Origin of the sequence: Streptomyces finlayi, from assembly GCF_014216315.1 — a bacterium.
Classification (GTDB): domain Bacteria; phylum Actinomycetota; class Actinomycetes; order Streptomycetales; family Streptomycetaceae; genus Streptomyces; species Streptomyces finlayi_A.
Genome location: NZ_CP045702.1, coordinates 5,364,036 through 5,376,743, shown reverse-complemented (window position 1 = coordinate 5,376,743; position 12,708 = coordinate 5,364,036). Strand labels below are relative to the sequence as shown.

General features: G+C 70.0%; 8 protein-coding genes and 1 pseudogene. 7 read left to right on the top strand and 2 right to left on the bottom strand.

Features of this window, described 5'->3' with window-relative positions; translation table 11 throughout:
* Window positions 1–150: 150 nt before the first annotated feature.
* Window positions 151–744, bottom strand: coding sequence for a biotin transporter BioY (locus F0344_RS24725; protein WP_185300867.1), 594 nt, complete (start codon window positions 742–744; stop codon window positions 151–153).
* 579 nt (window positions 745–1,323) lie between these two features.
* Here F0344_RS24725 and F0344_RS24720 point away from each other — a divergent pair.
* The 4 genes from F0344_RS24720 (at window position 1,324) to F0344_RS36105 (ending at window position 5,300) form a co-directional block, all read left to right on the top strand.
* Window positions 1,324–2,742 (top strand): amino acid permease, encoded by a 1,419-nt coding sequence (locus F0344_RS24720; RefSeq protein WP_185300866.1) that lies wholly within the window; start codon window positions 1,324–1,326, stop codon window positions 2,740–2,742.
* 161 nt (window positions 2,743–2,903) lie between these two features.
* The gene (locus tag F0344_RS24715) at window positions 2,904–3,971 is read left to right on the top strand and encodes a glycerophosphodiester phosphodiesterase family protein (protein ID WP_185300865.1); all 1,068 of its coding nucleotides are present in this window, start codon (window positions 2,904–2,906) and stop codon (window positions 3,969–3,971) included.
* Between the two features lie 99 nt (window positions 3,972–4,070).
* Window positions 4,071–4,727, top strand: a complete 657-nt coding sequence (locus F0344_RS24710) for a CatB-related O-acetyltransferase (protein ID WP_185300864.1) — start codon at window positions 4,071–4,073, stop codon at window positions 4,725–4,727.
* 183 nt (window positions 4,728–4,910) lie between these two features.
* Window positions 4,911–5,300: a VOC family protein gene (locus tag F0344_RS36105; RefSeq protein WP_258050098.1), complete on the top strand. Its 390-nt coding sequence runs from the start codon at window positions 4,911–4,913 to the stop codon at window positions 5,298–5,300.
* An 86-nt stretch (window positions 5,301–5,386) separates the two neighbouring features.
* Here the strand turns inward: F0344_RS36105 and F0344_RS24700 are convergent, their stop codons facing one another.
* Entirely contained in the window at window positions 5,387–6,037 is a 651-nt protein-coding gene (locus tag F0344_RS24700) for a mycothiol-dependent nitroreductase Rv2466c family protein (protein WP_185300863.1), read from the bottom strand.
* 129 nt (window positions 6,038–6,166) lie between these two features.
* On the opposite strand from F0344_RS24700, the gene pepN reads away from it, so the two are divergent.
* The 3 genes and pseudogenes from pepN to F0344_RS24685 all read left to right on the top strand — a co-directional run bounded on the left by pepN (window position 6,167) and on the right by F0344_RS24685 (window position 12,646).
* Entirely contained in the window at window positions 6,167–8,746 is a 2,580-nt protein-coding gene (gene pepN / locus F0344_RS24695) for an aminopeptidase N (protein ID WP_185300862.1), read from the top strand.
* A gap of 107 nt (window positions 8,747–8,853) precedes the next feature.
* A pseudogene (locus F0344_RS24690) lies at window positions 8,854–9,177 on the top strand (hypothetical protein); the annotation flags it as partial.
* 166 nt (window positions 9,178–9,343) lie between these two features.
* Entirely contained in the window at window positions 9,344–12,646 is a 3,303-nt protein-coding gene (locus F0344_RS24685) for a S8 family serine peptidase (RefSeq protein WP_185300861.1), read from the top strand.
* The last annotated feature ends 62 nt before the right edge of the window (window positions 12,647–12,708 follow it).

The following is a 12,708-nucleotide window of genomic DNA, read 5'->3' as shown; positions in this document are numbered from 1 at the left end:
CGCCGCCGCGCGCGGGCTGCCCGTGGGCGTACTTCTCCTTCGCCGGCGGGGACCGCACCGCAGGGTTACACGGACCCCGGACACGCGAGAGGCTCGCCGGTCTGGTGTCGCGTCACGACCCGGCGAGCCTCTTCGGTGGGGCGTACGGCGTCAGTCGCGACGCCCGATGAGCTTCCACGAGGCGGGCAGCGCGCCCATGGCCAGGGCCGCCTTCAGGGCGTCCCCGATCAGGAAGGGCGTCAGGCCCGCCGCGACGGCCGCGCTCATCGACATGCCGGTGGAGAACGCCAGGTACGGCACGCCGACGGCGTAGATGATGACGGAACCGACGGCCATCGTGCCCGCGGTGCGCAGCACGGAGCGGTCGCCGCCGCGACGGGCCAGGCCGCCGACCACGGTGGCGGCGAGCAGCATGCCCAGCACGTAGCCGAAGGAGGCGCCGCCCGCGCCGGAGGTGCCGCCCGCGAACCACGGCATGCCGGCCATGCCGATCAGCGCGTACAGGCCGAGCGCGAGGAAGCCGCGGCGGGCGCCGAGCGCCGTGCCGACGAGGAGCGCCGCGAAGGTCTGGCCGGTGACGGGGACCGGGGAGCCGGGGACCGGGACGGCGATCTGGGCCGCTATGCCGGTGAGGGCGGCGCCGCCCATGACGAGGGCCGTGTCGACGGCGTAGCGGATCCGGGCCGCGGGCAGCAGGTCGGCGAGGACCGCTCCGGAGCGGACGGGGGTGGCGGCGAGACTCATCGGAACTCCGCGGGTGAGGGCAGCAGGACGGGTGACTCCGGCCGACGTTAGCCCACGGGTTAACGCTCGATCACCATCAGCCGCCCACAAAGCGGGGGTTGGGGAATTGGTTGGGTTCAGACAAAGCGCGGAACACAATCACACCTGGGCGTGATGCTCGTCACTGAGGTGGGGGGCGGGGCGGGACTCCTCGCCGGGCCGGGACGCACGGCGTGAGACTGTAGGTTCCCCATAATCGATCCGAGAGTGACCCGCACCCCATGCACGACTCACCTCCCCCCACGCAGTGGTCGGCCGGGGCGACGGGGCTGGTGCTGCTGGTCGCGGGCGTACGGGAGTTCAGGGACCGCCGGGCGAACGGCGCATAAGACCCTGTCCTGTCCTGTCGGTCGGTCGGCAGGGCACCGTCATCGGCGAGGAGTCGGTCTTCGCGTCGGTCATCACGCGCCGCCGCCGGCGTAGCCGAGTGCACACCTTGTGCGAGCCTCGTGACCGTATAGCGGACAACCGTTCCCTGTGAACGAGGTGCGTGCACAGACTGTGACGCCCCCTGTCCCAGCTACTGAACAGAGCTTGTCCATGTCCCGGACCTCCGCGCCGCCCTCCACCGCCGGACCCGACTCCCCCGGCACCGTCACGGTCGATTCCGCCCTCACCCACGGCCTCAAGCAGCGCCATCTGTCGATGATCGCCCTCGGTGGTGTCATCGGCGCCGGACTGTTCGTCGGATCCGGCGCCGGGATCGCGGCCGCCGGTCCCTCGATCGTCATCGCCTACGGCATTTCCGGACTGCTCGTCATGTTCGTGATGCGCATGCTCGGCGAGATGTCTGCGGCGAATCCGGCATCCGGTTCCTTCTCCGTGCATGCCGAGCGTGCGATCGGCCCCTGGGCGGGTTTCACCGCCGGGTGGGCGTTCTGGGTGCTGCTCTGTGTCGCGGTGGGCCTCGAGGGCATCGGCGCCGCGAAGATCGTCACCGGCTGGCTGCCCGGGACGCCGGAATGGGCCTGGGTCGCGCTGTTCATGGTGATGTTCCTCGGCACGAACCTGGCCGCCGTGAAGAACTTCGGCGAGTTCGAGTTCTGGTTCGCCTCGCTCAAGGTCATCGCCATCACGCTGTTCCTGGTGCTCGGGCTGCTGGCGATCCTCGGTGTCCTGCCGGGCACGGACGCGCCGGGCACGTCCAACCTCTCGGGAGAGGGGGGCTTCCTGCCCAACGGGTCCAACGGCTTCATCATCGGGCTCCTCGCCTCCGTGTTCGCGTACGGAGGTCTGGAGACCGTCACCATCGCGGCGGCCGAGTCGGAGAACCCGGTACAAGGTGTCGCGAAGGCCGTACGGACGGCCATGTGGCGCATCGGGCTGTTCTACGTCGGCTCGATGGCGGTCATCGTGGCCCTCGTCCCGTGGGACGACCCGAAGGTCGCCGAAGTCGGCCCGTTCTACGCGGCCCTGGACCACCTCGGTATCAGCGGCGCCGCGGAGATCATGAACGTGGTCATCCTGGTCGCGCTGCTCTCCGCGATGAACGCCAACATCTACGGCGCTTCGCGCATGGCCTGCTCGCTGGTGTCGCGCGGCCAGGGTCCGGTGCGACTCGGCAAGGTCACGTCCGGGGTGCCGCGCAGGGCGGTCCTCGTCTCCTCCGTGTTCGGATTCCTGTGCGTGCTGCTCAGCTACTGGCGGCCGGACGACGTGTTCCCGTGGCTGCTCAACATGATCGGGGCGGTGATCCTCGTGGTGTGGATCTTCATCGCGGTCTCGCAGCTGCTCCTGCGCGGGCGGACGGAGCGGGAGGCTCCGGAGAAGCTGGTCGTACGGATGTGGCTGTTCCCGGTGTTGACGATCGTCGCGCTGGCCGCGATGGCCGGGATCTTCCTGCTGATGCTGCGACAGCCGGACACACGAAACCAGTTGCTGGCGACGGGGTTGCTGACGCTGGTGCTGGCGGGGATCGGTGTGTGGCGGCAGCGGAAGGGTGCCGGGGCCGTCCGGTAGCCGGTTTCGCCCTGGTCCCCCCTTGTCCGAAAGGCATGGGGGGACACCCTCGACGGGCTTGTTCTGTCCGCCTGTCCGGCGTCTGCGTGCGGTGTCGTGTCCTCCGTGCCGTAACCCCTCCTCGCTTGTGTGGTTCCTCCGTCCCACGCGAGGAGTTCCGCATGAACCACGCCCCGAGACGACGTTCGGTCCTGCTGGCGACGGCCGCCGTGACCGCCGCGGTGGCACGTCCCGCCGCCGCTTCCGGCGCCTCCGTCGCCGCGGGGCCGGCTCGTGGTCCCCTGGTCATCGGGCACCGGGGCGCGGCCGGATGGCGCCCCGAGCACACCGCCGCCGCTTACGCCTTCGGGGTGCGGGCCGGGGCCGACTGGATCGAGCCCGACCTCGTCCCGACGAAGGACCACGTCCTCGTCGTACGCCACGAGAACGAGATATCGGGTACCACCGATGTCGCCGCCCACCTGGAGTTCGCCGGCCGCCGCACCACGAAGACCGTCGACGGCAGGGCGGTCACCGGCTGGTTCACGGAGGACTTCACGCTCGCCGAGCTGAAGACCCTGCGGGCGGTGGAACGGCTGCCGCTGGTCCGCAACCGCAACACGGTCTTCGACGGCCGCGAGCAGGTCATGACGTTCCAGGAGGTCATCGATCTGGCCCGCGCCCTGTCGAAGGAGCACGGCCGCCGGATCGCGGTCTTCCCCGAGACGAAGCACCCGACGTACTTCCGGTCGATCGGGCTGCCCCTGGAACCGGAACTGATCCGCGTCATCCGCCGTAACCGCCTGGGCGCCCGCGAATGCGTCGTCCAGTCCTTCGAACCGTCCAGTCTGCACCGGATGGCCGAGGCCCGGCTCGGGCTGCCGCTCTGGCAGGCGCTCGGAACGAGCGGCGGTCCGTACGGCCACACGGTCACGTACAAGGAGATGTTGACGCCCGCCGGGCTGCGCGAGATCGCCCGTTACGCGGACTGGATCGGCCCCGACAAGTCCTCGCTCGTCCCGCCGCTCACCCTGCTGGCGGACGCGCATGCGGCCGGTCTCAAGGTCGGCGCGTACACCTTCCGAGCGGAGAACCAGTACCTGCCGGCGTCGTACCGCCGGGGCACCGTTCCCATGGAGTTCGGTGACGCGTTCGCCGAGTACGCCTTCCACTACGCACAGGGCGTCGACGCCGTCGTGACGGACTTCCCGGACATCGCCGCGAGCGCGCGGGACGACCTGCGGGCCTGAGGTGAGGTGTGTCGGCGGCGCGGAAATGAGCGCGCGGCCGTCGGGAGGCGGCTGCCATCATGGGCCCGTCCGGAGCCGAGACCGTCGAAAGCAGCGCGCATGCCACTCGTACCCGCCGATCCCACGGTGCTGCACCCCATGCCGGGGCAGCCACGGGTGGTGCAGCTGAAGCCGCTCGTGACCTCGCCGCTGATCGAGGTCGGGGAGTTCTCGTACTACGACGATCCGGACGACGCGACCGGGTTCGAGACGCGCAACGTGTTGTATCACTACGGGCCGGAGAAGCTCGTCATCGGGAAGTTCTGTGCGATCGGCACAGGGGTGCGGTTCATCATGAACGGCGCCAACCACCGTATGGACGGGCCCTCCACCTTCCCGTTCCCCACCATGGGCGGCTCGTGGGCCGATCACTTCGATCTGCTGACCGGCCTGCCCGGCAGGGGCGACACGGCCGTCGGCAACGACGTGTGGTTCGGTTACCGCACGACGGTGATGCCCGGCGTACGGATCGGGCACGGCGCGATCATCGGTTCGGGCTCGGTGGTCGTCTCCGACGTGCCGGACTACGGCATCGTCGGCGGCAACCCCGCCAAGCTGATCCGGACCCGGTACGCGGACGAGGACGTCGCCCGCCTCCTCGCCGTGGCCTGGTGGGACTGGCCCGCCGAGCACATCACGGAGCATGTGCGCACGATCATGTCCGGCAGTATCGACGAGCTGGAAGCGGCCACGCCCGCCGGGCGGGGAAGCCGGTGAGCTTCGATCCCCGCCCCATCGACCGGGAGCCCGCCCCCTGCGCCGTCCTGCCGACCGGCGTTCCCGGCAGCGGAAGTCCACGGTCGCAGCCGCGCAGGCCCGGACCCATCTCGACTTCTACCGGGAGACATTGACGACCGGCCGGTTCCATGTCGTCGTGCCGGCCCCGGACCCGGATGTCGCGTGGCAACGCAACCGGACCCGGGACACCTCGGGGCAGTCGGTGGAGGAGACGGTCGAGGCTGTTCTGTCCGCGACCGGCCTGGAGCCTTCCCCGCGGGATCAGGCCACGGCGTAGCCGGCGAGTGCCGGTTCGAGCAGACCGAAGGCGTCGGGGCCTCGTCCCCGAGGACGGCGGCGATCTCGGGGGTTGGTGCGGCCCACACCTCCGGCCTGATCCTCGCCTTCACCCTCACCGGCATCGAGGACGAGGAGAAGCGGCTGCGGGCGGAGGGCGTGGCGATCACCGTGCCCCCGCGGGAGGAGCCCTGGGGCGAACGCCCCTTCCAGGTCACCGACCCGAACGGCGTGATCATCCAGTTCGTCGAACGGGCCACCCCGGCCGATGCCTGAGACCGGGTGGGGCGCATGAGAAGGGGCGGGCTCCGGACCATGTCCGCAGCCCGCCCCTGGCCCGTGGACCACTCACATCATCACTGTCAGTCGAAGACCGGGCCCTGCGTGCGGGTCCGCTTGATCTCGTAGAAGCCGGGTATCGACGCCACCATCAGCGTGCCGTCCCACAGCTTCGCCGCCTCCTCGCCCTTCGGGGCGGGGGTCACGACCGGGCCGAAGAAGGCGATCTGCCCGCCATCGGCACCCGGAACGGCGATGACCGGCGTGCCGACCTCCTGGCCGACCTTGTCGATCCCCTCCTTGTGGGAGGCGCGGAGCTCGGTGTCGTACGCGTCCGAGTCCGCGTACGCCGCGAGCTCGGCCGGGAGGCCGACATCCGCCAGCGCAGCGGCGACCGCCTCGGGCGTGGGGCCCTCGCCCTTGTTGTGGAAGCGGGTGCCGAGCGCCGTGTACAGCGGCCCGACGACCTCGTCGCCGTGCTTCTGCTGGGCGGCGACCACGACCCGGACCGGGCCCCACGCCTTGTTCTGCAGGAGGTCCCGGTACTCCTCCGGCAGCTCGTCGAGCTTCTCCTCGTTGAGGACGGCCAGGCTCATCACGTGCCAGCGGACCTCGACATCGCGGACCTTCTCCACCTCCAGCATCCAGCGGGAGGTCATCCACGCCCACGGGCAGAGCGGGTCGAACCAGAAGTCGACCGGCGTCCGGCCGTTCGCCGTGCTGTTGTCAGGCATGTCTCTCCTCAGAAGGCGCGTCCACTGAGCCACAGAACGCCGCCGGGCGGCCCAGCCATTCCCCGATACAGCCGCCGGAACCGGCATGCGAGGATCAATGCCGTTCGAACGAGACACGAAGGAGTGCCCGTGCCCGGTGAAAACCTGTCCCGCGACGAGGCCCGGAAGAGGGCCGAGCTGCTGACCGTCGATGGTTACGAGGTCGCCCTCGACCTGCGTTCCGCCGTCGGTGAGCCCGACGGGGACGAAGGGGAGGCCGGCCCGCGTACCTTCCGCTCGCAGACCACCATCCGCTTCCGCGCCGCGCGTGCGGGGGCCTCGACCTTCGCCGATCTGCTGGCGCCGAGCGTGAACGCGGTGACGCTGAACGGGAAGCCGCTGGACCCGGCGGCCGTCTTCGACGGCACGCGGGTGAGACTCGACGACCTCGCCGAGGGCGACAACGTCCTCGTGGTCGACGCGCAGTGCGCGTACAGCCGGACCGGCGAAGGTCTCCACCGCTTCGTCGACCCGGAGGACGGCGAGGTCTACCTCTACACGCAGTACGAGCCGGCCGACGCCCGGCGCGTCTTCGCCAACTTCGAGCAGCCCGACCTCAAGGCGCCCTTCCGCTTCGAGGTGACGGCCCCCGACCGCTGGACGGTCCGGAGCAACGGCGCCGAGGAGTCCCGCGACGGCGAGGTGCGGCGCTTCGCCGAGACCAAGCCGATCTCCACGTACATCACGGCGGTCGTCGCCGGTCCGTACCACTGCGAGACCGACCTCTACACCCGGGTGTTCGACGACGGCACGACCCTGGAGATCCCGCTCGGCGCGATGTGCCGCAAGGGGCTCGCCCGCCACTTCGACGCGGACGACATCTTCCTGGTCACCAAGCAGGGCCTGGACTTCTTCCACGACAACTTCGACTACCCGTACCCGTTCGGAAAATACGACCAGGCGTTCGTGCCCGAGTACAACATCGGCGCGATGGAGAACCCGGGCTGTGTCACGTTCCGCGAGGAGTACGTCTTCCGCGGCAAGGTGACCTCGGCGTCGTACGAGCACCGTGCCAACGTCATCCTCCACGAGATGGCGCACATGTGGTTCGGCGACCTCGTCACCATGCAGTGGTGGGACGACCTGTGGCTCAAGGAGTCCTTCGCCGACTTCATGGGGGCGTTCTCCCAGGTGGAGGCCACCCGCTTCACCAACGGCTGGGTCACCTTCGCCAACAATCGCAAGGCGTTGGCCTACCGCGCCGACCAACTGCCCTCCACCCACCCCGTCACGGCCGACATCCGTGACCTGGAGGACGCAAAGCTCAACTTCGACGGCATCACGTACGCCAAGGGCGCGTCGGTGCTCAAGCAGCTGGTGGCGTACGTCGGACGGGACGCGTTCCTCGAAGGCGCCCGGCGCTACTTCAAGCGCCACGCCTACGGCAACACCCAGCTCGGTGACCTGTTGTCGGTACTCGGGGAGACGTCCGGGCGCGACATGACGGTCTGGTCGCGGGCGTGGCTGCAGACGGCGGGCGTCAACGTGCTCACGCCGGACGTGACGTACGACGTGGCGGGCCGCATCGCCGAACTGGCCGTCCTCCAGGACGCCGCCGCCTCCCACCCCGAGCTGCGGCCGCACCGGATCGCGGTCGGCCTCTACCGGCACGATCCCGAGGGCGCCCTGGTCCGTTACGCCCGCGCCGAGGTGGACATCTCCGGGGCGCGCACGGTCGTCGGGGAGCTGGCCGGGGTGGCGAAGCCAGCGCTGATCCTCGTCAACGACGACGACCTCACGTACTGCAAGGTCCGCTTCGACGCGGGCTCCCTCGCCACCCTGGGGGCCCACCTCGGTGACATCACCGATCCGCTGGCTCGCGCGGTCTGCTGGTCGGCCCTGTGGAACCTGACGCGGGACGCGCTGCTGCCGGCCCGCAACTTCATCTCCCTCGTCCTCGCCTTCTCCGGCCGCGAGTCGGACATCGGCGTGCTCCAGATGCTGCACAAGTGGACGCAGTCGGCGCTCGTGCACTACGTCGCGCCCGGGTGGCGCGAAGAGGGCGGCCGACTGCTGGCCGAGGGCGCGCTGCGCGAACTGCGCGCCGCGGAGCCGGGCAGCGAGCACCAGCTGACCTGGGCGCGGTTCTTCGCGTCCGTCGCCTCGCGCGACGCGGACTTCGAGCTGCTGGCGGGGCTGCTCGACGGCTCGCAGCGGATCGACGGCCTGGAGGTCGACCAGGAGCTGCGCTGGGCGTTCCTGTCGCCGCTGGCCTCCCACGGGCGTGCCGACGAGTCGGTCATCGACGCCGAGCTGGCGCGCGACGACACGGCGTCGGGCAAGCGGCACCATGTGCGGTGCCTGGCCTCTCGGCCGTCCGCGGCCGTGAAGGCGCAGGCGTGGGCCGCGGTCGTGGAGTCGGACAAGCTGTCCAACGCGCTGGTCACGGCGACGATCTCGGGTTTCGCGCAGGCGTCGCAGCGGGAGCTGCTGGCCCCGTACGCGGACGCGTACTTCGCCGCGATCGAGCGGGTGTGGGCCGAGCGGTCGATCCAGATCGGCATGGATGTGGTGTCGGGGCTGTTCCCGGGGCTCCAGGACGGTCCGGAGACGCTGGCGGCGACGGACACGTGGCTGGCCTCGCACGCGGATGCGGCGCCGGCGCTGCGGCGGCTGGTCCTGGAGGCGCGGGACGATCTGGCGCGGGCGTTGCGGGGACAGGCGGTGTGAACCGGGTCGTGTGGCACCGGGCCTTCTGATCGAGGCCTTGTGATCGAGGCTTGTCCTCGAGCGCCGGACGGGCCGAGTTGGGTGCGGCGGCCCCGTGGTTGCCCCGTTGGGGTGGCCCGGGGCCCCTCCGGAGTGTCTCCTCGGGCGAGCTGCCGGGCGGCCCTCAGCTGGGCGGGGTCGACGCGTACTGGCCCGAGCAGGCCGTGGCCGTGGAGATCGACTGCCACACCCCTGGCGAGGACGACGAGGCGCACCGGCCCGCTCGCGCCGGCAAGCGCGACCACCTGGAACGGCTGGGCATCACCGTTGTCCACGTCACACCGGGGAAGCTGCGCGAGGCCCTGGCTCAGCAGGCGACCATCGTGCGCACGGCGCTGATGGCGGCGAACGACCGCGAACCGGCCGCGTATGTGGTGATCCTGCCTCGGTGACGGCACCTATGGACCCATTCGTCCCGCGTGACGCTTTGACCTCGGTGGCGGATCTACGCCATGTCCCATACTCACCCCCGTCAACTCTCTACAAACGCCTGTCATTTAAGACAGGGTGAGCGGTCATCGGGTACCGAATTCCGGACTCTCTCTTTCACATACAGGGATGCTGATGACCAAGGAATCCCCCAGCTTCATACCCGGAGCAAGACGCGCGGCCAGGATCGCCGCCGCCGCCGGCCTGGTGGCCGCACTGGCCGCCACCGGCGCCGCCCCGGTCTTCGCCGCCGAGGACCCCGCCTCCGCACCGGTCAAGCCCTCTGCCGCCGACGGCAAGGGCGACAAGCTCGGCAGTGCCGACGCCGACGTGCTGGCGAAGGCCGAGGCCAAGGGCGAGAAGAACATCACGCTGATGGTCGCCACCGCCCCCGGCGCGACCGAGGAAGTCACCAAGCAGCTGGACGCCGTCAAGGGGTCCGTGCTCGGCCGGACGTACGACAAGCTCGGTTACGTCCGCGCGACCGTACCGACGGCCACCGCCGACGCCACGCTCAAGGCGGCGTCGAAGCTGTCGTCGGTGTACGGCATCGATCTCAAGCAGGAGATCAAGCTCGACGACCCGACGCCCGCGGGCGACCGCGCGGCCGGCGCCTCGACGCAGGCGACGGGCTCCTACCCGGCGCCCGGCAAGGCCACCCCGGCGAAGAACCCGTACAACCCGTCCTTCGAGACGGGCGCGGTCGACTTCGTCGCGCAGAACCCGAAGGCCGACGGCCGCGGGATCACCATCGGTGTCCTGGACTCCGGTGTCGACGTCGGGCACCCGGCTCTGCAGAAGACCACCACCGGCGAGCGCAAGATCGTCGACTGGGTGACGGCCACCGACCCGGTGAGCGACGGTGACCGTACGTGGCTGCCGATGACGGCCTCCGTGGCCGGTCCTGTCTTCACCAGCGGCGGACGCACGTACACGGCGCCCGAGGGCGCGTACAAGATGCGGCTCTTCGCCGAGGCCGCCACCCGCGGTGGCGACATGGCGGGAGACCTGAACCGGGACGGCGACACCACCGACGTGTGGGCCGTCCTCTACGACGCGGTCTCCAACACCTCGCGCGTCGACCTGAACAACGACGCGGACTTCACCAACGACGCCGTCATGAAGCCGTACAAGGACGGCCACCAGGTCGGATACTTCGGTACGGACAACCCGGCGACCGACGTGGTCGAGCGCATTCCGTTCGTCGTCGAGACCCGCAAGAACGTCGTGTACAACGCGGCCGGCGACAAGGCCGACTTCGTGAACATCGGCGTCATCGAGGGCTCGCACGGCACGCACGTCGCCGGTATCACCGCGGCCAACGGCCTGTTCGGCGGCAAGATGAACGGCGCGGCGCCCGGCGCCAAGGTCGTCTCCTCGCGTGCCTGCACCTGGTCCGGCGGCTGCACCAACATCGCGCTGACCGAGGGCATGATCGACCTCGTCGTGAACCGCGGTGTCGACATCGTCAACATGTCGATCGGTGGCCTGCCGCCGCTGAACGACGGCAACAACGCCCGCGCGGAGCTGTACAAGCGGCTCATCGACAACTACGGCGTCCAGCTGGTCATCTCGGCCGGCAACGACGGCCCGGGTGTGAACACCATCGGTGACCCCGGTCTCGCCGACCACGTCATCTCGGTGGGGGCGTCCATCTCCAAGGAGACGTGGGCCGCCAACTACGGCTCGAACGTCTCCAAGAAGTACGCCATGCTGCCCTTCTCCTCGCGCGGTCCTCGTGAGGACGGCGGCTTCGCGCCGATCCTGACGGCGCCGGGTGCGGCCGTGAACACCACCCAGACCTGGCAGGCCGGCGGGCCCGTCAAGGAGGCGGGCTACAGCCTGCCGGCCGGCTACTCGATGATGCAGGGCACCTCGATGTCCTCGCCGCAGGCCGCCGGTGCCGCCGCGCTGCTGCTCTCGGCCGCCAAGCGGAAGAACATCGAGCTGCCCCCGGCCGACCTGCGCACCGCGCTCACCAGCACCGCCACCCACATCAAGGGCGTGCCCGCGCACGCCCAGGGTGCCGGTTTGATGAACATCCTCGGCGCCTGGAAGTCCATCAAGTCGGGCGCCACGGCGCATGAGTACTCGGTGAAGGCCCCGGTCGACACCGCGATCGACTTCGCGCTGAAGACCCCGGGCTTCGGTACGGGTCTGTACGACCGTGAGGGCGGCCTGAAGGCCGGCCAGAGCAAGACGTACGACGTGACGGTCACCCGCACCACGGGCCCCGACCGCAACGTCGCGCACTCGCTGTCCTGGAAGAACAACGACGGCACCTTCTCGCTGGCCGGTTCGAGCACCGTCTCCCTGCCGCTCGGCAAGCCGGTGACCGTCAAGGTCAAGGCGCGCCCCGGCAGTGCCGGTGTGCACAGCGCGATCCTCAAGGTCAACGACTCGCGGACCGTCGGCGTGGACCACCAGATCCTCGCCACCGTCGTCGTCTCCAAGCAGCTCGTGGCGCCGGGTTACGCGTACACGGCGTCCGGCTCGGTCCAGCGCAACGACCACAAGTCCTACTTCGTGAACGTGCCGGAGGGCGCGAAGACCCTTGAGGTCGCCCTCAGCGCGCTCCGTTCGGGCAGCCAGACGCGGTTCATCTCCATCCACCCCTACGGGGTCGCGGTGGAGGACAGCTCCACGATCTTCTGCTACCCGAACTACGAGAGCCCGGCCAACACCTGCCGTCCGGACGTGCGGTCCTACAAGGACCCGCAGCCGGGCGTCTGGGAGATCGAGGTCGAGTCGCGGCGTACGTCGGCCCTGCTGGACAACCCGTACAAGCTGGATGTCTCGCTGCTCGGCGCCACCTTCGACCCGGCGGTGCGGACCATCGCCGAGGCGAAGATCGGTACCCCGGCCGCGGTGGACTGGACGGTCACGAACAACGCGGGTGACCTGGAGGGCAAGCTCAAGGGCGGCTCGCTGGGTTCGGCCAAGGTCGAGCGCCCGTCGATCTCCACGGGTGAGACGTACGAGACCACGGTCACCATCGGTGAGGGCGTCGAGAAGCTCGACTTCGCCATCGGTGGCACCTCGGACGCCAACGCCGACATCGACCTGTACGTCTACAACGGCGACACCGAGGTCGGTGCGTCCACGACGGCCGGTTCCGAGGAGTCGGTCAGCCTGGTGAAGCCGGCAGCCGGTACGTACACCGTCGTCGTCGACGGTTACGCGGTTCCGGCGGGGACCACCGAGTACGACTACCGCGACGTGTACTACGCGCCCTCGCTCGGCGCGATCACGGTCGACGAGTCGAAGGCGGTGACCCTGGCCAACGGCGCCTCGGCGCAGCTCGGCGCCGAGGTCCTGGTCGCCGGCGCGGCACCCGAGGGACGTCAGTTCTTCGGTGAGGTCCAGCTGGTGAACGCCCGCGGCACCGCGGCGGGCACCGGCAGCGTCGTGATCGAGAAGGTCACGCCGTAACGGCCTGCGGTAACTGAGCAGCGGGGCGGGCGCTCTTCCGGGAGCTCCCGCCCCGCTGTGCG